The sequence below is a fragment of the Microbacterium saperdae genome (assembly GCF_006716345.1).
Classification (GTDB): domain Bacteria; phylum Actinomycetota; class Actinomycetes; order Actinomycetales; family Microbacteriaceae; genus Microbacterium; species Microbacterium saperdae.
On sequence record NZ_VFOX01000001.1, the window covers coordinates 2,931,088 to 2,952,150 of the forward strand.

Consider the following 21,063-nt stretch of genomic DNA (forward strand, 5'->3'; position numbering starts at 1 on the left):
CGACGCCGACACCGCACGCCGACACCTTGAGGGAGGAGTTCCCGTGGATCACTCAGACGCTCGGCTGATCGACGATCGAGAACTGTCCCGACACGGCATCCGTCGGATCGGCGACCGTCCAGGGCTCCGCTCGCGTGAGCGCACGTCGGGCGGAGTGCTGCTCCTCGGCCTCAACGGCTCCACGGCGGAACTCCACGTCGACACCACCTCGGCGTACCCCGATCATGCGGTCTTCGCCTTCGTCGAAGCACAGGCCGTGTGGTCGAAGCTCGGCGACGAACCGTGGGTCGAATCCGAGGGAGGTCTCGTCATCGCCCCGCACGGGATCACACGCCGCCTGCGCTGGTCGGGAGCATGGCGGTTCATCGCCGCCCTCGTCCCCCGTACGGCGATCGCATCCTTCGTTCCCGCCCTGCCGCCCGACGCGAGCACATATGCCGATCGTCGCCTGCTCGACTCTTCTATGCAGAGGTTCATCGGAAGCCTGCTGGACACCGAGAACCACGCATCCGCGATCGAGCAGTACGCCATCGAACAGCTCGTCATGGAGATGAGCGGCGCCGTGCTGCTCGACCGGATCGGCGCCGTCACCGGACAGGGCTCGCCGCACACCGTGCTGCGAGAGCGCGCCATCGCGGTGATCGCGCAGCAGTGTGGCGACCCCAGCCTCAACCCGTCCCGCGTGGCGCATGAGGTGCAGTCGTCACTTCGCCAGCTGCAGCTGGTCTTCTCCGAGTCCGGCAACAGCGTCGCCGGGGAGATCCGACGCCAGCGCGCACGTCTCGCCCACTCGCTTCTCGTCGACAGCCGCTACGACGTCCTCAGCATCGATCAGATCGCGCAGCGTTCCGGATTCAACTCTCCGATGAGTCTCCGGCGAGCCCTCGACGAGGCCTACGAGACGACTCCGCGCGCCCTCCGCGCCGCACGACGCGCCTGATAGTTCTCCGCCGAAAAGCACAGCGCGCGCAGGTTGAGCGCACACTGCGCTGAGTTCCTCAAAACGATGTTCTCGCCCCGTTTCTCCGACCTAGCTTGAGGTCACGGAGAGGCTCCTGGGGGATGCAGACGAACGTGTCGCCTCTTCATGACACCGCGGGAAACCGCATCTGCATCTAGAGGGAGAACACTCGAATGACCGAAGAAATCCAGAAGGACAAGGGCCTCTCGCGCCGCACCGTCGTGAAGGGCGCCGCCTGGTCCGTCCCCGTCATCGCCGCGGCCGTCGCGACACCGCTCGCAGCCGCATCAGGGGGCGACGTCGAGGTCGGCGCGTTCACCACCGCGGGCACCTGTGGCGTGCTGGGCGTCATCGGACCCGGCTTCACGCTCACGGCGAGCGCCACGGCGCCCCTGCCCGTCGGCACCTCCGTGATCATCACCGGTAGCGGCGTCGCCAACATCGGTGTCTTCAGCGTCACCGGCGGCACCGCAAGCGTCGCAGTGCTCTCCGGTACGAGCCGTCAGATCACGCTCACGTCCGAGCTTCCCGCCGGGGCCACGATCGCGTTCCGCACGACGCTGTCGATCTCCGTCGCCTTCACGCTCAACGAGGTCGTCTCCCTCCCGACCGGCTACGTGGGCACGGGCGCGAAGACGGCCGGTTCCGTCTCCTCCACGCTGATCCTCTGCTCCGCAACCTGATCCACCCCGCACGGCCTGAGCCTTCGGGCCAGTGGAGCGGCCGGCCCCTCGGGGCCGGCCGCTCTCGCAATCCAGGATGATGGTGACATGACCGCGTTCCTCCTCCCTGTAGCGTTGTTCCTCGCCGTGGTCTTCGCCGTGAGCGCGATCGGCAAACTCCGCTCTCCTGATCGCGGCCGTGGCACCTTCGAGGCACTGCGGATCCCCGTCTCTCGCACAGGGACGGCGTCCACGGCGCTGATCCTGCTCGAGGCGCTCGTGGCCGTCGCGCTCGTCGTGACCACCGGGTGGCTCTTCGTCGCCGCGGCCGGTGCGGCGCTCCTCCTCACGAGCGCTCTGCTGATGGTCGTGATCCGCGCACACCGCCTGGGAGCTGCGGAGGACTGCGGATGCTTCGGGGAGTGGCTCCCTGCCGTGATCGGCCCCCGCCTGATCGTCCGCAATGCTGTCCTGGCGACCGCAGCCTTCTTCCTCTTCCTCCCGGCGCTGTTCCTCCTCGCCAACACCGGCCGTCCCACCGGCGTGCCGCTCCTGCTAAGTTCCGGCTCCGCGGCGAACAGCTCACTCGGCGCTCTCGCGGCGGCCACCCTGATCGCGTTCGGTGTCTGGTCGATCGCGCGGGCATCGTCGACCGCCCCGGCGGCCCCCTCCCCGATCGCGCGCGGCGATGGCGCCGTGCTCGTCCCTGCGACCTCTGAGGTCGTCGACGTTCTCGCCCGCGGCTCCCGCGCGCGCCTGCTCGTATTCGTCTCCGCAGGGTGCCACGCGTGTGCGACGGCCCTCGACGCGCTCATCCAGGATCAGGGCTCCCTCGACTCGCTGGTGGAGATCTACGTCATCCAGCGCGCGTCCAGCGGCTCGGCGGTGACGCGTCCGACACACGACCTGCCCGCTACGGCCCGCTTCGCGCTCGACATCGGAGGCTCGCTCGGCGGAGCGCTGGAGATCGGAACCGCGCGGCCGGCGGCCGCGCTCATCGGCACGGACGGCGCGCAGGCCGGTCCTCTCGCCCTGGGTTCGGAGGAGATCGCTCAGTTGGTCGCCAGCATCGTCGCGTTCGCAGACGAGCCGACCGCCTGAATCGCAGACGGCTACGCGGCGCGACGCACCCGCTTCGGACGCCCGGTGATCCATCCCATGACCCACTCGACGGGACCGGTGCCGACGAAGCGCCACCAGAGCCATCCGACGAAGATCATGCCGGGGACGATCACGAACCAGCCCAGGTAGAAGTTCGCCACCGGGAACCCGTACGCGTTTTTCCAGAGCGCGATCAGGCCGACGTGGAGCACATAGAGCGACAACGCCACTTGGCCGCAGGCACGCAGCGGCACGAAGATGCTGTCCCAGAAGCGGCGGGCACTGCCACGCTTCGTGGTGGCGGCGAGGACGACCGCGACGTAGGTGCCGAGCACGAGGCCGACGTCGCGCAGCGTATCCGTATAGTCACCAGACTGTTTGGGAACGAGGTGCGCGAACGCACCGACAGCCCAGACGATGTAAGCGACCGGCGCGATTCCCGCCAGGGTCCACAGCAGGGCGTCCCTGCGGAAGCCGTGCCGGACAAGCAGGGCGCCGAGAAGGAAGAACGGCAGCAGGTTGACCACCCGATACTGCGGCCCCAGGAATATCCAGTACATCACTTCGCGAACCGGCTCAGGTGCCGTGTAGATCCAGATCCACCCGCGCGCTGCCGCCAGCAACGGCTGACTGACGAGGAGCACCACCGCCGCGATCGCGATCACGACCGGGGTCCGTGCGAGCAGGATCGGAGCACCGATGATGATCAGCGCCCCCAGGTAGGCGAGGATGACCGCCACCCAGGAGCCCCATGTCGACATCCACACGCCGAGCGCGATGAGGAACAGGCCACGCAAGGTCTGCTGCAGGAGGGTCACACCGACGCGGAGACGCCGATTCCAGACCAGCTGTGCGGACAACCCCATCACCAAGGCGAACAGCGGGGATGCCATCTCGCTGAACATGGAGGTGACGAACGAGACCGCCCCGGGTCGAGACGGCACGAACGGAGCGGCATGGGCGATGAGCATCGCCACGATCGCGATGCCGCGGAGCACATCGGGAACCACGAGCCTGGCACCTGCCGGCGGGATGCTGACGCCGGGTGCGGCACGCTTCATGTCGACATCGGCTTCTCGACCCATTCTTTGACACTATTGGGTGTGCCCCCGACTGCGCGACCGGAGAAAGTCATGATGACCACCACCGAGGAACCTCGACGGCGCCGCACTCCTTTCCGCAGCGTGTGGTTCCATGTCGCGCTCGCCCTCGCCCTCACCCTCTTGGTCGTCGCCTTCATCGGCCAGCCGTCCTCCGGTTCCATGGCGCCGACACTGCAGCCGGGCGACCGGTTGATCGTCAACCGCCTGGCCTACGTCGCCGCCGACCCCGGTCCCGGAGACATCGTGGTGTTCCGCCCGGATGAGGATTGGGGAGAGAAGCCGGCGTCGGGAAACTGGGTCTCGGCGGCGCTGCGCTGGGTCGGCGAGACCACCGGCATCCGCCCGTACGTGCTCGTCAAGCGTGTCATTGCCGGTCCCGGGCAGACGGTCGAATGCTGCGATGCCGACGGGTCAGTGCTGGTCGACGGCGAGCCACTCGACGAGCCGTACGTCGTCGACAACCTGCCATTCGTCCCCAGCCAGCTCGACTGCGACACGACGCCGGTGTCAGCCCGCTGCTTCCCGGCGGTCACCGTGCCGGAGAACTCATATCTCGTGCTCGGCGACAACCGTGCCAACTCCGCGGATTCCGCGTTTCCCTGTCGGGGGAATCCCACCGCCGACGACGGGTGCTTCCGCTGGATGACCCGCGACGACGTGTTCGGCAAGGCCGGAGCGATCCTCTGGCCGGTCAGCCGCTGGGGTGGCCCGTAGCGGGGAGCTCAGCCGTCGTGACGGAAGCCGCGACGACGACGTACGATCCGCTCGACCTCGGCCGGGGTCAGCGGCGTGGTCTCGCCCGTGGGCGGTTCCACGGGGTTGACGAACACCTGGTCGAAGCCCGCGACGCCGCACGACACCCCTATCAGCCGCTCCACGGCGTGCGCCAACGTGCCGTCGGTCTCCGGTGAGTCGCTGAACGCCTCCGTGGGGATCTCGAGCTGCTGCACCGCACGAAGTGCGCTCGAGCGCGCCCAGAACATCGATCCGGCGGCGAAAGACAGTCGATCGCTCTCCGGCAACGCCGGCCATCCTCTCCCCCACGTGACGACCTCGGCGATCGCGCGATTGGGACCCCACTGCACCGTCTCTCCGAGAGAGGGGTGCAGCGCCGGACCGACCATGCCGATCCGCTCCGTCTCGGTCAGCAGCGCCAGGATCGCCGCGACGCCCTCCGGGGACGGGAGCAGGCAGTCGAGGATGTGCGACATCCATCCGCTGAGGTCGCTGCGGTGCGGTGACCTCTTGGTGTGCAGGTGCAGCACGATGTCGTGGGCTGCGTGCTCGGGCGCGAATCCGAACACCTTCGGGGCGATGTCCCGCCCCTGATTCGGGAAGACCCGGATGACGGCATCGGGAAGCAGGCTCCTGAGCTGATCCGCTCTGGCCTCATCCGTCGTCGACACGTAGAGGGAGACCGGGTGGTCGATGATCGCGAGCCGCTCGGCGATCTGGACGGCGAGGTCGAGGTAATACGCGTGCACGAAGACACCGATGCTGCGAGGCAGACGGATGCTCCCGCGAGGGGCGAGCGTCACACTGGGGTGCGGCACTCCTCCGACTCCGCTGCCGCGCCGAGGACGCGGGGGAAGACCGCCGGTACGTGCCCAGCGCGGGGCCGTTGCCGCATCGTACTGAGTGACGCGCGCGACCCTGCGGGCCGACGATTCGAGGTCGCGCACCAACGCCCACGGTGTCTCACCCGTGCGACGAACGATGTGGAGGTCGGCCTGCTCCGGCATGACCGCGAGAACGCGCGGGCTCTCGGCCCAGACGCGATCTCCGGGAGCGAGCCGGACGATCGCGCTCGCGTCCTGGTGAACCGGGTCGGGAAGTGACTCGAGCGTTGACCGCCCGCGGGAAGTCTGAACGACCGCCACGGATACCAGTCTGCGCGTGACCAGTGCGGCCGCATGCGCAGCCACCACGGGCACGCGTCTGCGCACGACTCTGATCGTCCGCAGAGCGGCAGCACCCGTCCGTTGCACGAGGCTCGGGAGCAGGTTGCTCTGCCTCATACGGAGCGAGACGAGTCGTACGCGTGCGCGTGCGCGACCGGCGAAGCCGATGCGCGCGCCTGCCGAAGCCCCCTCGGTCACGACCTCCTCCAGAGAATCCACGTAGCGATCCAGCGACTGGTATGAGCGGACGAAAGCCGCACGACGGACGCGCGTTCCGGCCGACGACGTGCGCGCCACCTCCTGCGCACGGGCCGCCAGCGCGTCGGTGTCGGCGACGAACTCACCCGTCGCCGCAATGACGTCGGGGAGTGCGCGAAGTCCGATGTCGGCGTCCAGTCCGACGAACGGCACCCCGATGCCGGCCGCATTCATCACGGTCGTCGGCCCCGGGTCCTGGCGTGAGGTGAGCAGGTATACGTCGGTGGCGGCGTACCAGTCGTCCGCGTCGGCGCGAAAGCCCGGAAGAGCAAGACGCAGTCCTCGGGAGAGCGCCCGGTCTGCCATCGGACGCGCCCACCCGCTCAGCTCACCCAACCAGACGAAGGTCGCCCGCGCATCCACCGCAGCGATCTTCTGCGCCGCGTCGAGGAAGAGATCGAAGCCTTTACGTTCGTCGGCGTAGCCCGCACCGAGGAAGACGCGAGAGGGTGACGCGTACTGTGCTGCGAGGCGCCGACGCACGCGGCGTTCGCCGCGCCTGGACGGCGAGGGGGTGCGAATACCCGGGATGATCGTCCTCAGCCGCGGCGACGGCACGAGAAGCCGCGCCAGTTCGGCCTCCATCACGGGCATCGAGGTGACCACGGCGCGGGCTCGCGAGACGGGGCCCAGCAGATCCTGGGCGACCAGGTAATCGGGCATCTCGTGGACGAGCACCGTCGACCGCTGCGCCACTCCCAGCTGTTCCGCGAGAAGCGCGCCCCAGCCGGTGTTGGCGAGGATCGGCAGGTCGGCGGGCAGCTCTGCGCCGAGCGCCGCCAGGTCCCACCCTTCGTCGGCGATCATGGTCGGTCCGAGCGCCGCGAACCGATCGAACAGCGGGCCACCCTGCTTGAGCAGGAACACCGGCGAGCGTCCCCGCGCACGGAGCCTGCGCGCGATCTCGAGCAGCAGCAGAGGGCCTCCCGCCGATCGTGCGTCGTTTCCGACCAGCAGCACGGGATTCAAGCGATCCTGCAGGGCCGCTCGCATCGCGCGTCTGGATTGCGCAGCGGTGACGGCAACAGCCCGGGGGGCGTGCCCGCGCAAGCGGCCCTGCGTCACATAGTGCGTGAACGGGTGGGTGCCTTCCAGCGCGAGGTGCGTGCGTCGGTAGAAATCCGGATCGAAGGAGGGGCCGGGTGACCGGCCTTCCCGTTCGCCGTGAGCGACGAAGTGCCCCCAGCCGTCGCGGGTGACCGCGGCGACGTCGCCGTACGTGGCGAAATACCATGCGGGGTCGAAGAGGGCGTCAGGACGCCGCGCATCGAGTGCCGCAGTTGTCGACGTACGACGAGTGCCCATCCCCAGATCTCCCCCAGCGCGATATCCCCCTCGGGCCTGCTCGCTACACTGCAAGAGTGTATGTCCTGGGGAGGTCTGCCGTCCCGCCGAAGATGGCATGTTTCGGCGCGAGCGGTACGTGTGTACAGGTGGCTCTCGATCTTGCGTATCAAGCGCGGGGGGTGAGCGACTTCGTCGCGTACGTCGCCGACGACGATCCGCGGGACTCGCACCCGGACGGTACTCCGATCCTCGACTTCGATCAGCTCGTCGAGCTCGCCGACACCGCCGTCTTCGTCCCGATCCATGACCCGGCTGGGCGTCGAGCGGTCTTCGAACGATTGGCTTCGGCAGGAGTGCCGATCCTCGGAGCCGCAGGTTCACCCCACCTCGCCGATCCACGCGCGCAGCTGGGCGAAGGCGTGATCGTCACCTGCACCACCCGCGTCGGCTTCGGAACCACCATCGGCCGCGGGACCATCGTGCTGTCGGACATCGTGGCGCACGATGTGAACATCGGCGAGTTCTGCACCCTCGCGGTCAGCAGCGTCGTGTTGGGGCATGTGAATATCGGCCGCGATGTCTTCGTCGGCGCCGGAGCGGTCATCAAGAACGGAACTGCCCGTCGGCCGATCACGATCGGCGACGGCGCGATCATCGGCGTCGGTGCGGTGGTCGACCGCGACGTCGCCCCCGGCGAGACCGTGATCAGCCCGCGAGCCGTCAGCGTCGCCGAGTGGCAGGCCATGCGGGCAGCGGCGAGACGACCGAAGACGGGCGAACAGTGACCGTCACGCTCGGCCAGCCGCTCGCTCCCGACGCCGAACTGTTCGGGACGCTCGCCCAGGGGATCTGGGAACGCGCCCGATGGTCGAACGGCGGACCCCTCGTCGCCGAACTGGAACGAGGTCTCGAGGAAGCCGCAGGGTGGCGTCACGTCGTGGCCACGGCGTCCGGCACATCCGCGCTGACGACAGCGCTGCTCGCGCTCGGACTGCCCCGTGGCGGCGAGGTCATCACCTCACCTCTGACGTTCCGTGCGACACCCCTCGCGATCGAGGCGGCCGGTCTGACGCCGGTGTTCGTCTCGTCGGACCCGCACACGTTGACTCTGGATCCCTCGGCTGTCGAACAGGCGATCCACGCCCGAACCGTCGCCATCCTCCCCGTGCACCTTTTCGGCGTCGCCACTGACACGGCGTTGGACGTCCTGGCCGAAGCTCACGGACTCCCTGTCGTCTATGACGCCGCGCACGCCTACGGCTTCGCCGACATCGTCGGTCGCGGCACGGCGACGGCCTACTCGTTGCACGCGACCAAACTGCTGCACACCGGGGAAGGCGGATTCGTCGCGACGGACGACGGCCAACTCGATCAGCGCCTCCGCCACGCCGTGAACTTCGGCATCGACCGCGACCATGACCTGCACGCGGGCATCAACGGCAAGATGTCCGAGCTCGCCGCCGCCGTAGGTCTGGCCACCTTCCCCCGGCTCTCGGCCGAGGTCGCCGCACGTGAGTCGCTGCGTCTCGCCTACGCGACGGCAGCGGAAAGCAGTTCGCGCGTGCGAGTGCACGCACCGGAGCGCCGCCGCGCGCTCGTGATGGACGTGGTGCGCTGCGACCCACAGGAGCAGGCGAGCATCATCCGTGAACTCGCCGAGCATGACGTGATCGCACGGGGTTTCCCCGCCCTGTGCGGCGAGGGTGAGCGGTATGCGGACCGGCCGGTGGTGGGGTCGACCGCACGCGACACCGATGAACTCTCCCGGAGCGCCATAGCTCTGCCCTTCCACGGCCGCGTGCAACAACGCCACATCGACTCGATCTCCGAGGTGTTCTCATCGTGACCTCCGCAAGCCCGACCCGAGATTTCGATCACGTCATCCTCACCCGCTTCAGCGTGCGCTTCCCGGAATCGCCTCCCATCGACGAGGACTGGCTGGCGTATCGGTGGGCGTTCTTCCGCGATGCGCTCGCCGCGTCTGCGGCTCGTCAGACCGAACGCGACTTCCAGTGGCTCGTCTTCTTCGACATCGATACGCCCGTCTGGCTGCTCGAGGAGATCGAGGCGCTGAGACCCGGACTTTTCACCCCGGTCTACGTGTCATCGTGGTCGAGCGCCATCGCGCAGCGGGCTGTCGCAGATGTATCGTCAGCCCCTTATTTGATCACGACGCGCATAGACAGCGACGATGCGATCGCTCGCCAGTTCGTCGCTGATGTGCAGTCGCACTTCGACCATCAAGAGTCGCTCTACATCAACCTGCTGTGCGGAGTTCAGGTCGAACGCACTGGCGAGGTGTATCGCTACGACGAGCCGTCGAACCCGTTCATCTCGTATGTCGAGAAACGGGTGGAGTCCGACGCGCCCCGCACGGTGTTCCAAAGCCTGAGCCATGGCCGGAGCCGATGGTTCGCCGATCTGCTGAACATCGTCGGACCGCCGCGCTGGATGCAGATCATCCACGGCTCCAACATCGCCAATGGCGTGAGAGGACTGCGGGACCGACCCGAGAGCTTCGAAGCAGACTTCGATTTCGATCTGCCTTTCGACCGCACGGTCTCCCCAGGCCGATATCGCAGGGAACGAGCAAGGAGTCTCGCAGACTTGCTTTGGCTCTGGGCGCTCCATCCGTACTACTTCCGTGAGTTCCTGAGAGCTCGCCGCCTGCGCCGGAGTGGCACTCGCCTGCTCGCGCAGACCAAAGAGCCCGTGACCTACGAACGTCAGCGGAGCAAGGCGCCGCGCAGCATCAAGTTCGTCGTCAGGGCATTGCGGAGGAAGGATGGAGAACGCCGGTCGCAGCGAAACCGAGGACCTCACGCGTCCGTATCCTGAGATTCAGCAGTGCGGAAGGCGATCGGCTAGGCCCGGCGCGAACTCACGACCTGGAGAGCCCTCATCGCTCTTCACCACCAGAGTTCTCCTCGCGCTGGCTCGGTTCGATCAGGTGTTCCGCACGAGCCGTATCACGCCATCCTTCAAGCGCTGCACCCGCACGACGAACAAGCGCTTCCGCGGCCTGACGGCCGCTGCGCGCATGAGTTGCGACGCATCGGTCGACGGCCAAAGGAGACGGACGAGCACACGTGCTCTCTCACCCCAGGGAAGCAGGCGCACAGCCGCCAGCTGACGCCGCGGGACAGATGCGATCGACCGCCATCCCCAATCCCAGGGAACACGGGTGCCGATCTGCGACAGGTCCGCGTCGGGAAAGCTCTCTGCCAGAGCGCTTCGAAGTACGAACCCCGCCCCGAGCGTCTCCGTCGCATCAACGGTCTCTTCTCCCGCACTGCTGAGCGCACGGACGGCGCGAGCACGTTGATCTGCGGTGTGCTGAACCCCGGCCACCGGGCGGAGCTCATGAAGTGCATATATCACTGCATGGACTGGACGAGACGGAACATGTACGACAGCCCCGGCGAAGGTATGGCGCGCTGCCCCGGCCAGCACAAAATCGAACGCCACGGACACGTCAGTGGTCACCCCCGGGAATCGGGTGTGAACATCGATCTCGCAGCCCCACGCGCCCGGCACCAGCGCTCGGGAGTGCGCAACGATGGTTCCGTCGAATGCGGCACGAGCAACTCGCCATCCCCAGCGCTCCATGGCGGCGACGAGAACCTTCTCATCACCTGGACGGACCCAGCAATCGACATCGCCGGAATGTTCTTTATCCCTCAGTCCCTGTGCGTGCAGCACCGGTCCCTTGATGAAGATGATGTCTATTCCCGCTTCCCTGGCCACGTTGCTCAGGAGGGCGTAGACGAGTTCATGCTGGAAAGAGATGAGCCAGGGCCGGCTCAAGCGTCCGCTCGTAACGACCGGTGATTCTGTTCGGACCACAACGCCGAGCTCGTGCAACTGCGCCAGCGTCTCTCGGGTCGACTGATCGACCCGAGAATCATCGATAGCGGAGTCGAGAGCTTGGAACCAGAGAGCCGCGCCCTCGCCCCAGAGCATCTGCGGGGGCGCCGGATCAACTGGCGTAACGACGAACTCGTATCCGTCGGCGGCGAGATCGTGCTCACGCACGTCCAGCGCGCCGAAGCTCGCGGCCACCCAGTAAGACATCTACCCTCCGCTCGGAATGCTATCGCGGCACGAGCGATCGACTCGACGGCTTTGACCGCCTCGCTCGCTTCAGCTGCATCCCTTCGCGGCGATATCCACGCTGGTTTCGCGAACCATCGGCGTGTGCTTGACGGTCAGCGGTCCGTAAGAGGCTCCCTTGGCAGCCTCCGCACCCTTCATGAGCACCTGGAGCGTGGCGGACTCTCCCGGCTTCAGAACGATGTTCACCCGAATCGCATCACGCCCGAGATGGGTCGTATGTGCGAGCGCATCGCGCGCCTCCCCGTTCACTGTCCAACTCTCGATCGTCGCTCCGACTGGGGCGTAGACGATGTAGTCGGTCCCGATGTCTCCGGGGGTGAAGTACGGTCCGGTGATGTACCGCGGCAGAGTGTTCGCCTTGTCCCGCGTGATCCCGTTCTGCAGAGTGACCGAGGTCGTCCAGCTGGGTGCTCCCAACGCCGTGCACTGGTCGGTCTCCACAGCGACCGCCGCATCAACGTAGTAGTCCATCTTCGAACCGGTCGTGTCGTTGAAGTAGACGCCGATGGCCGTCTCCTCGTCGTTGTCGATCGGAAGAGTTCCGGCGACAGGAGATCCGTCGATGACGGCCATAGCGTCGGCGTCAGGCACCCAAACCTTCAATCGCCCTTCAACCGCGGCTTTGCTCCCGGCGTCGATGAGTTTCACCGGAGAGGCGCCCCCGGCGAGCAATCCGTTGAACACGGAGACTGCGGCGCCAGCGAAGAAGGCGTTCGAGTCGCGCCCGTCGGGATAGATGAAATAGGCCTCATTCATGAGGAGCGCCGCGGCGTTCTCGCTGGTGAGCACGTCGCCGGTCGCGAGCGTGAGCGGCCCGGTGGCCTCCAGGAAGTAGCTCAGAGCCACCGGATCCACGGAGACGACTCCATCGATCTGATCATCGAACTGGGTCGCCCACCACCCCTGCAGAAGTGCCGCGGTCGTCGGGAAGTCGGGAGTCGACGTCATGTTCGCCGTCCAACGGCCCACGATGTCGGAGTACAGCGCCGTCGTCTCCGCATCGAGCGGCACGACGGACTCGGGGATGGCGAACGGGAACTCGGTCGCGGCGACATCCTTCTCGAAAGTGATGGCGCCCTGATCCGCGCGGAGGACGACGAACGAGCCGGGGCTGCCGCCGCTGGCACGCGCCTCGGCGTTTCCCTGGAACATGAGCAGGTAGTTTCGCGGTCCGTCGGCGCCGAGAAGCCCCGGAAGTATCCCGAGGATGTCCTGGGCCGGACCCACGAGGGCGCGCACCTGCCCAACGGCGTCATCAACCTGCTTCACGCCCGTGCCGACCTGTTCGATGAGCGCAACGCGATCGATCGCGTCCAGCTGGCCCTCGATGCCATCGACCGCTTCCCCGATCTCGGCCACGGTCGACTGAATCGTGGAGAGACCGGCAACATCCACGCGTCCTCCCGATGGGGCGATCGATGCCAGTGTCATGGACGACGCCGGTACCAGGATCTGTGTGCCGACCTCCTCGGCGACGTCAGCGACCGTGTGCACGGCCCGAAGGTTCTCGAAGACGGGCAAGGGGATCTGCTCAAGCGCGCTCCATGCTCGGCCGTCGAGCGCCGCTTGCGCCGCGGAAGCCTCTTTCACATACGCCTGCGCAGCCTGCCCAGCGGCATCGACGTCGCTCGCGAGCAGGGCGGACTTCACCTGATTGACGTACGGCATAGCGGCTGTGAGATGAGCGCGCGCCGTCATCGCCTGGTCGTACACGCGCTTGCCGACGAACGCGCCGCCGACTCCCAGAGCAACGACGACGACAGCCACAGAACTCCAGATCCAGATCCGCCGGCGCCTCCTGCTGCGACGCGATCGGTGGTGGCCACCTCGCGAGGATGAACTCTTCGTGCGTGATTCCGACCGAGCAGAATCCGAGCGAACTGGAGCATCGTCGCCGGGGACGGAAGGAGCGGAGTCATCATCTGATCGCGGGGGGCTGCTGAAGAGCGCCTCCATGTTCTCGTCGATCTCGCGCCGCGTCCGATCACGTCGGAGGGCAGGCGGCTGGTCGGGTGAGTCGCTCATGACTCGATTCAAGCACAGCGCGGCTGACGGACGACTGCACGCCGTGACCGGCGAAGATGGCGACTGTTCGAACGAGCGACCTGATGACGAACGAAGACTCGCTGCCTGGCGGCGTTAGTCCTTTCGCTAGACTTCTATCGTCTGCGCCTTCGTGCTTTTCCGGTATGTCGGGTCTCGCAGACACCGGCGCGTCGCCATCTCCACCGCATTCGAAGGGTCTCATGTCCACGCCGCAGAAGGTCGTAGTTATCGGTCAGGGATACGTCGGGCTCCCCGTCGCCATGAGGGCAGTCGACGCCGGCTTCACCGTCGTCGGGCTCGACATCGACGAACGCCGCGTGCGGGCGCTCTCCAACGGGGAATCGTTCGTCGAGGACATCAGCGGCGCAGAGCTGTCGAGCGCCCTCGAGTCCGGTCGCTACACGCCCACCACGAGCTACGACGACGCCAGCGGCTTCGACATCGCCGTCATCAGCGTGCCGACCCCGCTCCGCGAGTCCCTGCCCGATCTGACCTTCATCGAAGAAGCGGGTCGTTCGCTCTCGACCCACCTGGAAGCCGGAGCAACGGTGATCCTGGAGTCGACCACCTACCCGGGGACCACCGAGGAGCTTCTCGTTCCGATCCTGGAGGCCGGCAGCGGCCTGCGCGCGGGTGACGACTTCTACGTCGGCTACTCTCCTGAGCGCATCGACCCCGGCAACCAGAAGTGGAACCTGCAGACCACCCCGAAGGTGGTGTCGGGGATCGACTCCGGCTCCCTCCAGCACGTCCAGGCCTTCTTCGACAAGATCGTCGATCGCACCGTGCCCGTCTCCGGCACGCGTGAGGCCGAGCTCACCAAGCTGCTCGAGAACACATTCCGTCATGTCAACATCGCACTCGTCAACGAGCTCGCTGTCTTCGCGAACCAGCTGGGGGTCGATGTGTGGGAGTCCATCGATGCGGCGGCCACGAAGCCTTTCGGCTTCATGAAGTTCACCCCGGGCCCCGGTGTCGGAGGTCACTGCCTCCCGGTCGACCCGAGCTACCTCTCCTGGCAGGTGCGCCGCGAGCTCGGCAAGTCCTTCCGCTTCGTCGAGCTGGCCAATGATGTCAACGAGCACATGCCGAGCTACGTCGTCGAGCGGACGATCGACCTCCTCAACACGTACAAGAAGGCGGTCAACGGGTCGAAGATCCTGATCGTCGGCCTCTCGTACAAGAAGAACACCGGCGACGTGCGCGAGGCACCTTCCACGCGCATCATCGAGCTGCTCACGCAGCTCGGCGCCGAAGTCTCGGCTGCCGACCCGCACGTTTCGGAGCACCAGTGGCCTACGGGCGCCGTCCGCGTCGACCTGAACCACGACGGCATCGACGCGTTCGATCTCGCGATCGTGGTCACCGACCATGACGAGTTCGACGCGCAGGTGCTCACCAACTCGACGACGCCCGTGCTCGACACGCGAAACGCCCTCCGCGGCGAGAACATTACGCGGCTCTGAGTATCCGGCACATGCGAATCGTCTACCTGCACCAGTACTTCAACACTCCTGAACAGTCGGGAAGCACCCGTTCGTACGAGTTTGCACGGCGCTTGGTAGAAAGAGGCCATGAAGTCCACATCGTCACGTCCCTTCGCGACGCTGACGGCCTCGCTCGCGACTGGAGCCTCGACGTCGTGGAAGGCATTCACGTCCACCGTCTCCCCGTCGAATACAACAACTCGATGGGTTTCATCCAGCGCCTTCGCGCTTTCGGACTTTTCGCGGTCAAGTCGGCGCGTCGGGCGCGAACGCTCCGCGGGGACCTACTGATCGCGACGAGCACTCCGCTGACAATCATCCTTCCCGCGTGGTACGCCAGTGTGGGAAGAGCGACACCGATCGTCTTCGAAGTACGTGATGCGTGGCCAACCGTGCCGATTGCGCTGGGGTACTTGAAGAACCCGATCATGAAGACGCTTGCGCGATGGCTTGAGCGTTTTGCGTACCGCCGAGCAGCTCATGTGATCGCCCTGTCTGAAGGCATGAAGGACGATGCGTGCCTTCATGGAGCCGACCGCGATCAGGTGACCGTGATCCCGAACGCATCGGACATCGAGCTGTTCGACGTCGATGCGAGCAACGGGTCCCGATGGCGCGAAGCGCATTCGATTCCTCAAGACTCGTCTGTGGTGCTGTACAGCGGAACATTCGGCGCTGCTAACGGAGTCGGCTACCTGGTCGAGTTGGCGAGCATCATCTCCAAGTCCGCCGATGATGTCGTTTTCGTCCTCATGGGGGCCGGTGCCGAATTCGAGCAGGTCGCCGCACGCGCAGAGGAACTGGGCCTTGCCGGGGACAAGGTCCGGGTTCTACCCCCTGTACCCAAATCGGAGATGCCTAGCGTCCTCTCGGCCGCAACAGTGGCGACCTCCGTCGTGGTACCGAACCCCGCGATGGAAGCGAATAGTGCAAACAAGTTCTTCGATGCCCTGGCCAGCGGCACCCCTATCGCGATCAATCACGGCGGATGGCAAGCAGACCTCATCACGCGCCATGGGATCGGCATCGTGCTCGACTCATTCGACCTTGAGGATGCCGCAGTCCAACTGACCGCGCTTCTGCAGGATCCCGAACGTCTCCTTCTCTTCTCACGGGCGGCAGCCGACCTCGCTCGTTCCGAGTTCTCTCGCGACGATCTCGCCACGCGCTTCATCGACGTTGCAGAGTCCACCGCCCGCATGCAGCGAACGCTCACACATCGATGATGACCGTGGTTGCGCTCCTCGTCCCCCGCTCAGCGATTCCAGAGAACAGGCTCACTGTCAGCGAGAGGTGCCGCTGATGCAAATTCTCTACCTCGCAGTCGGTATCGCCATGGCCGCGATCGTCTTCTCCGCACGGGTCCAGGTCGCGGAGCGCTTCGCCATCGCCTTCTTGATTCTGACGGTGGCAGTGTTCCCGCGATCGATCGTCTCGATCGGCACGCTTGACCCACTCCACGTGGGTCTCGCGCAGTCCACGATCACCGTCATGTCATACCACGTCGGCATCGCGTTGGCGCTCGCCTTCTATCTGCTGCGCAGACCGCGGGTGATCAAGGCGCCTGCGAGCTTGACCGTCTTCATGATCATTCTCGTCATCTTCGTCGTGTTCGTCTGGGGCGGTACGTCGCAGCAGTGGTCTGGAGTGTGGCACCTGGGGATGGCGTTGGCGTGCTGGCCACTGGGGGTCGGGATCGCATCCTTCGTTGCGTCCAGCGCTCAGAACCAACTCTTTCTCGCCCGATTTGTCGTCGTCATCCTGCTGGGCGAACTCATCGTGTCCGTCCTCCAGATTCTCGGCTTCTCCCTACCGATTCAGCTGACGGCAGGGTCCGGCGAACTGCTCGTCGGTACGGAGCGCGTGATCGGCACACTCGGCAATCCCGCGAACCTGAGCAAGGTCAGTTTTCTGCTGATGCTGGCTCTGATGCCGCTTGCGTCCTCAGACTCCCGCCGGCTGAGGCGCACCGTTCTGGTGGGAATCATGATCGCGACGTTGATCGCTACGCTGACGATCAGCCGAGCAAACGTCATCGCAACGGTGCTCGCACTCGCCATCTGGCTCGTTCTCTCGCCGGGGCGGATGAGCTTCGGCCAACGATTCTCAATCATCATCGGAGCCGGCATCGTCGTGGTTGCCACTGGCGACTCGACTTTGGCGCGACTGCTGAGCGACCCCGAGGGCTCAATTCGCCCGCAGCTGATCGAAGGTGCGATGGAGCAGCTGAACCGAACCTTCCTCGAAGGTGTCGGCATCAACTCGTATGTTTCTGTGGTCGGCCAGTTCCACGCCACCACAGCGACCGGCTTCCCCGTGCACAACGCTTTCCTCCTGCTTCTGACAGAACTGGGACCAATCCTCACCGCGATCTTCCTCTTTCCTCTCGTCTGGCTGTTCGGACGCGCCTTGGTGCGGTTCTTCGACAAGACGAAACGCGACCCGGCAACGATCACACTGATCGCCGCGTTGCCAGGGCTGGTTGCCATCATGTACACGGGATACGGCATCCTCGGAAGCTTCCTGCTCCCTCTGCTGATGTTGGTCTGCGGTCTGTTGGGCGACCTGGTGAAGCGCCACGATGCGGGAGACTGGACGGGCCTCGAATCCCCCGGCGCCGCGCAGGAAAAGCTCCACCTCAGAGGCCGCAGAAGCACGACGGGCAGGGCGACCGCGCATCCGAAGGAATCACGATCTTGACCACCGACGCACCGGACCACAAACTCCATGCTCTCGTTTCCTACAATCGGCCAAGGAACGCCGACAACCATTTCGTGAATCTGTTCACAGGCGCAGTGTCCTCCGACGATGTTCAGATCCACTACTTCACGCCGCGATACGTGATCGCAGGACGTATCGATGTGTTCAGCCTCCACTGGCCGGAGTTGCTCGCGAAGGGTTCCAGCCCCGTCAAACAGCTCGTGAAGTACGCCCTCCTGAGCATCCTGATCGTCCGCATCGTCGTGGCCCGGATTCCAGTCCTTTACACGGTGCATAACGAAGCGCCGCACGAAGCAACACGCTCACGATGGCAGCGATTCTTCTATCGACGCATCACTCGCCTGGTGACGTTCCGCGCATACCTCAACGAGGCTGAGACGAACGATTACACCCATGGCTGTGTCGTCCTCCATGGCGCTTACCCCGTGAAGCCGAGCACGTCCCGTCCGTTGCGATCACCGGTTCCGAACGTGTTGTGCTTCGGAAATGTTCGCCCCTATAAGGGCCTAGAGCTGGTCATCGGTGCAGCCAAAATAGCCGATCCGTCGACGGTCTCATTCAGGATCGTGGGCGCCGGCAATGATGAGAACTATCTGCAGCAACTTCGCCGACAGGGGGCCGATGTACAGGGTCTCTCTCTGGAGTTCGGATACCTGGACGACGACGACCTGCTCGCCTGCATCGCTCAGTCTTCGGCGGCAATCCTGCCGTATCGGCATATGTACAACTCAGGTGTAGCGCTACTGGCGCTTTCCGCAGGCCGCCCCATCCTGGTACCGGATAGCCCCGCGAACGCCGCACTCGCGTCGGAGATCGGCACGAGTTGGGTACGAATCCTGCCTACGTCGGCTAGTGACGAGGAATGGGCGCGCGAGGCGTCCGCCGCTGCTGCCCATGACATCGCTTCCTCAGGAGCAGTTCCAGACCTTTCACGCCGCCAGTGGGACGACATCGGCGGGCTGTACCGACAACTTCTGGTTCGCATCCGCGACCTTTCCAGGTCGCACTCTCGTCGCGAAGTCCCAGCAAGAATGCGATCGTTCGTCGAGGCATCGCCCGACTTCGTTCAGCACTCCCAGCGCAACGCCGCAGATAGTGATACCGAGGCAGGAGCCAACCGTGTCAGTAGCTAGCGCAGCTGCCAGCGGCGCTCGGCTCACTATCACAGGACAGATTCTCCGGTTCGGGGTCCAACTCGTGAGCATCATGGTGCTCTCTCGTTTGTTGACCGTGAGCGATTTCGGCTACTTCGGAATGATCGCCGCAATCACCGGAGCGGCGGTTCTTATCGGCGACTTCGGGCTTTCATCGGCATCGATGCAAGCCCGATCGATCTCGGATCAGCAACGCAGCAACCTGTTCTGGGTCAACTCCGGGATCGGGTTGATCGCAGCGCTCCTTCTGTTCGCGTTCGCTGATCCCCTCGCGAACTTCTACGGGCAGGGCGGACTCGTACCACTGATCTGTGCATTGTCAGCGGTCTTCGTCCTCAGTTCATTGACGACTCAGTACTACGCAGACGCTGCGCGCGAGATGAAGTTCAAGCTGTTGGCCGTCGCCGACGTGGTTGCTCCGATCACCGGTCTACTGGTCGCGATCCTCCTGGCAGTGTCAGGTGCGGGCGTCTGGAGTCTGGTCGCACAGCAGTTGGTCACGCTCTCGGTCCGGTTGCTGATTGTGGCCGTGGGAACTCGTTGGATTCCCAGGCTCCCCGCGCGGGCGCCTATGCGAGGCCTGCTGACTTTTGGCTTGTCAGCGTTCGGCGTCCAAGCGCTCAACTACGTGAGCTCGAGCATCGATTCTGTTCTCATAGGCCGCTACCTTGGCCCAGCGCAGCTGGGGCTCTACGACCGTGCTTACCAGCTGTTCAAGCTGCCCATGCAGCAGATCGCAGCGCCGCTCACCCGAGTTGCACTGCCCGTACTCGCCCGCCAGCAAGACGACATGGGCCGGTTGAACTCGGCGATCCGTCGTGCTCACCACCTGATTATTCTCCTCATCGGAGCTGCGCTGACCTTCCTTCTCGCGGCCGGGCAGGCCGTGATCGGAGTCTTCCTCGGAGCGGGATGGAGCGGTGCTACTCCCGTCCTCTCGATCCTCGCGGTCGGCGGCTTCTTCCAGATGTCCGGATATGCCTACTACTGGGCTTTCCTAGCGACAGGACGCACGACCCTGCAGCTCAAGTTCTCGGTCGTAACCCGGGTGTTGATGATCGCTCTGATCTTGGTGAGTGTGCAGTTCGGTCTCCTCGGCGTCGCAGCGGGTGTGTCGCTCGGTCTCGTTCTGAACTGGCTCGTACTCACGATCTGGCCCGTGCGGGCGATCGGCATAGAGATCAAGCCGCTGCTTCGCGAATCCGTTCGTCCGATGGTCGCGCACATCATCGCCGGGACTCTGACATTTCTCGTCGGGCTGTGGCTGGTCGGTTTCCAGCTGCCTCCCATCCTCATCCTGAGCGCTCAAGCCCTATGCGCACTTCTGTCCTATGCCCTGCTGGCGGTTCTGTCCCGAGGGCTGAGACGCGACTTCCATGTGATCTACCAATTCGTTCGGAGCTCCCTATGACGATTCACAATGTTCAGGGCGTCAAAGTGGTTCATTGGAACCCGCTTCGTGGCACCACACCGCGTCCATTGCGAGCGCTGGGTATCGGCGATCGCGTAGAGAACTTCGGCGACGTCATGGGCCCAGCTGTCGTAGAGAGGTCACTCGATGCGCACGCGCCGGTAAGAAGCCGCACACTGCGTCGCCCTCGAACCAGACGCCTGCTGTCTATCGGGTCGATTATGCATATGGCCCGAACGGGAGACGTGATCTGGGGAACCGGCGTCAACGGCAAGGTTGCGGAATCTGCCTACCGATTCGCGCAACTCGACGTACGTGCCGTGCGAGGACCGCTGACCCGACAGTGGCTGCTCGCTCGAAACATCAATGTCCCCGAGGTCTACGGCGATCCAGCGCTCTTGACCCCAGCGCTGTTTCCGGAATTCGCTGCACTCGCGCAGGAGAAACGCCACCACCTGACGATCGTGCCGAACTTCCACGACTATCAGCTGCTCGGCCAGACCGCCGGGGTGATCGACCCGCGTGGAGAGTTCCGGGATGTCATCTCGCACATCGTGCAGAGCGAACAGGTCATCGCGAGTTCGCTTCATGGCGTGATCCTCGCCGAGGCCTTCGGCATTCCGGTCGCCGCCATGAAGTCGAGCACAGAGCCATCGTTCAAGTACTTGGACTACTTCGAGGGCACCGGAAGGACCGAGGTACCTGTCGCCGAGACTGTGGAGGACGCCAAGAAGCTACTGGCCTCACGGCACATCCACGAGAACCCGCTCGCAGCATGGGTGCCCAAGCCGCTGCAGCAGGCGTTCCCGATCGACCTCTGGCGATCGGGCGCGGAGCCGCGATCCGCTGTGTGAC

At 65.2% G+C, this 21,063-nt stretch carries 17 protein-coding genes; 13 read left to right on the forward strand and 4 right to left on the reverse strand.

The window, feature by feature from the left end:
* Nucleotides 1-43: 43 nt before the first annotated feature.
* The 3 genes from FB560_RS13845 (at nucleotide 44) to FB560_RS13855 (ending at nucleotide 2,724) form a co-directional block, all read left to right on the forward strand.
* A complete protein-coding gene (locus FB560_RS13845) occupies nucleotides 44-940 on the forward strand; it encodes a helix-turn-helix domain-containing protein (protein ID WP_141872908.1) in 897 nt (298 codons plus the stop codon).
* A 194-nt stretch (nucleotides 941-1,134) separates the two neighbouring features.
* The gene (locus FB560_RS13850; protein ID WP_141872909.1) at nucleotides 1,135-1,644 is read left to right on the forward strand and encodes a hypothetical protein; all 510 of its coding nucleotides are present in this window, start codon (nucleotides 1,135-1,137) and stop codon (nucleotides 1,642-1,644) included.
* An 87-nt stretch (nucleotides 1,645-1,731) separates the two neighbouring features.
* Entirely contained in the window at nucleotides 1,732-2,724 is a 993-nt protein-coding gene (locus FB560_RS13855; protein ID WP_141872910.1) for a MauE/DoxX family redox-associated membrane protein, read from the forward strand.
* Between the two features lie 11 nt (nucleotides 2,725-2,735).
* On the opposite strand, the gene FB560_RS13860 is transcribed toward FB560_RS13855, so the two are convergent.
* Nucleotides 2,736-3,809: an acyltransferase family protein gene (locus FB560_RS13860; RefSeq protein ID WP_141872911.1), complete on the reverse strand. Its 1,074-nt coding sequence runs from the start codon at nucleotides 3,807-3,809 to the stop codon at nucleotides 2,736-2,738.
* A 51-nt stretch (nucleotides 3,810-3,860) separates the two neighbouring features.
* Here FB560_RS13860 and lepB point away from each other — a divergent pair, with 51 nt between their 5' ends.
* Nucleotides 3,861-4,541, forward strand: coding sequence for a signal peptidase I (lepB, locus tag FB560_RS13865; protein WP_170198128.1), 681 nt, complete (start codon nucleotides 3,861-3,863; stop codon nucleotides 4,539-4,541).
* An 8-nt stretch (nucleotides 4,542-4,549) separates the two neighbouring features.
* Here the strand turns inward: lepB and FB560_RS13870 are convergent, their stop codons facing one another.
* A complete protein-coding gene (locus FB560_RS13870) occupies nucleotides 4,550-7,291 on the reverse strand; it encodes a rhamnan synthesis F family protein (RefSeq protein ID WP_141872913.1) in 2,742 nt (913 codons plus the stop codon).
* 161 nt (nucleotides 7,292-7,452) lie between these two features.
* Here FB560_RS13870 and FB560_RS13875 point away from each other — a divergent pair, with 161 nt between their 5' ends.
* Genes FB560_RS13875 through FB560_RS13885 form a run of 3 tightly spaced genes read left to right on the forward strand, consistent with a single transcriptional unit; the run spans nucleotide 7,453 to nucleotide 10,111 of the window.
* On the forward strand, nucleotides 7,453-8,058 hold the full coding sequence (locus FB560_RS13875; protein WP_170198129.1) for an LbetaH domain-containing protein: 606 nt from the start codon (nucleotides 7,453-7,455) through the stop codon (nucleotides 8,056-8,058).
* Nucleotides 8,007-9,119 (forward strand): DegT/DnrJ/EryC1/StrS family aminotransferase, encoded by a 1,113-nt coding sequence (locus FB560_RS13880; protein ID WP_170198130.1) that lies wholly within the window; start codon nucleotides 8,007-8,009, stop codon nucleotides 9,117-9,119. Before FB560_RS13875 ends, FB560_RS13880 begins: the two co-directional genes overlap by 52 nt.
* Nucleotides 9,116-10,111, forward strand: coding sequence for a glycosyltransferase (locus tag FB560_RS13885; protein WP_170198131.1), 996 nt, complete (start codon nucleotides 9,116-9,118; stop codon nucleotides 10,109-10,111). The genes FB560_RS13880 and FB560_RS13885 overlap by 4 nt, the downstream gene beginning before the upstream one ends.
* A gap of 108 nt (nucleotides 10,112-10,219) precedes the next feature.
* Here FB560_RS13885 and FB560_RS13890 read toward each other — a convergent pair whose 3' ends face one another.
* Both FB560_RS13890 and FB560_RS13895 read right to left on the reverse strand, forming a co-directional pair.
* A complete protein-coding gene (locus tag FB560_RS13890) occupies nucleotides 10,220-11,347 on the reverse strand; it encodes a nucleotidyltransferase family protein (protein WP_141872917.1) in 1,128 nt (375 codons plus the stop codon).
* Between the two features lie 69 nt (nucleotides 11,348-11,416).
* Nucleotides 11,417-13,156 carry a DUF4012 domain-containing protein gene (locus tag FB560_RS13895; protein ID WP_170198132.1) on the reverse strand — a complete coding sequence of 580 codons (1,740 nt, stop codon included), beginning with the start codon at nucleotides 13,154-13,156 and terminating at the stop codon, nucleotides 11,417-11,419.
* Nucleotides 13,157-13,635: 479 nt separating this feature from the next.
* On the opposite strand from FB560_RS13895, the gene FB560_RS13900 reads away from it, so the two are divergent.
* From FB560_RS13900 to FB560_RS13920, 6 genes are all read left to right on the forward strand, one after another.
* Complete coding sequence (locus FB560_RS13900; RefSeq protein WP_141872919.1) at nucleotides 13,636-14,901, forward strand: nucleotide sugar dehydrogenase; 1,266 nt, start codon at nucleotides 13,636-13,638, stop codon at nucleotides 14,899-14,901.
* Between the two features lie 11 nt (nucleotides 14,902-14,912).
* Nucleotides 14,913-16,148, forward strand: coding sequence for a glycosyltransferase family 4 protein (locus FB560_RS13905; RefSeq protein WP_141872920.1), 1,236 nt, complete (start codon nucleotides 14,913-14,915; stop codon nucleotides 16,146-16,148).
* Nucleotides 16,149-16,224: 76 nt separating this feature from the next.
* Complete coding sequence (locus FB560_RS20715; protein WP_170198133.1) at nucleotides 16,225-17,622, forward strand: hypothetical protein; 1,398 nt, start codon at nucleotides 16,225-16,227, stop codon at nucleotides 17,620-17,622.
* The gene (locus tag FB560_RS20720; RefSeq protein ID WP_170198134.1) at nucleotides 17,619-18,776 is read left to right on the forward strand and encodes a glycosyltransferase; all 1,158 of its coding nucleotides are present in this window, start codon (nucleotides 17,619-17,621) and stop codon (nucleotides 18,774-18,776) included. Before FB560_RS20715 ends, FB560_RS20720 begins: the two co-directional genes overlap by 4 nt.
* Nucleotides 18,763-20,208 (forward strand): lipopolysaccharide biosynthesis protein, encoded by a 1,446-nt coding sequence (locus tag FB560_RS13915; protein WP_267901906.1) that lies wholly within the window; start codon nucleotides 18,763-18,765, stop codon nucleotides 20,206-20,208. The genes FB560_RS20720 and FB560_RS13915 overlap by 14 nt, the downstream gene beginning before the upstream one ends.
* Nucleotides 20,205-21,062 (forward strand): polysaccharide pyruvyl transferase family protein, encoded by an 858-nt coding sequence (locus FB560_RS13920; RefSeq protein WP_170198136.1) that lies wholly within the window; start codon nucleotides 20,205-20,207, stop codon nucleotides 21,060-21,062. Before FB560_RS13915 ends, FB560_RS13920 begins: the two co-directional genes overlap by 4 nt.
* The last annotated feature ends 1 nt before the right edge of the window (nucleotide 21,063 follow it).

Coding starts and splice junctions, on each gene's coding strand:
- FB560_RS13905 (WP_141872920.1), top strand. CDS start 14,913: ATGCGAATCGTCTACCTGCACCAGTACTTCAACACTCCTGAACAGTCG.
- FB560_RS13900 (WP_141872919.1), top strand. CDS start 13,636: ATGTCCACGCCGCAGAAGGTCGTAGTTATCGGTCAGGGATACGTCGGG.
- FB560_RS13920 (WP_170198136.1), top strand. CDS start 20,205: ATGACGATTCACAATGTTCAGGGCGTCAAAGTGGTTCATTGGAACCCG.
- FB560_RS13855 (WP_141872910.1), top strand. CDS start 1,732: ATGACCGCGTTCCTCCTCCCTGTAGCGTTGTTCCTCGCCGTGGTCTTC.
- FB560_RS13860 (WP_141872911.1), bottom strand. CDS start 3,809: ATGGGTCGAGAAGCCGATGTCGACATGAAGCGTGCCGCACCCGGCGTC.
- FB560_RS13870 (WP_141872913.1), bottom strand. CDS start 7,291: ATGGGCACTCGTCGTACGTCGACAACTGCGGCACTCGATGCGCGGCGT.
- FB560_RS20715 (WP_170198133.1), top strand. CDS start 16,225: ATGCAAATTCTCTACCTCGCAGTCGGTATCGCCATGGCCGCGATCGTC.
- FB560_RS13890 (WP_141872917.1), bottom strand. CDS start 11,347: ATGTCTTACTGGGTGGCCGCGAGCTTCGGCGCGCTGGACGTGCGTGAG.
- lepB (WP_170198128.1), top strand. CDS start 3,861: ATGACCACCACCGAGGAACCTCGACGGCGCCGCACTCCTTTCCGCAGC.
- FB560_RS13850 (WP_141872909.1), top strand. CDS start 1,135: ATGACCGAAGAAATCCAGAAGGACAAGGGCCTCTCGCGCCGCACCGTC.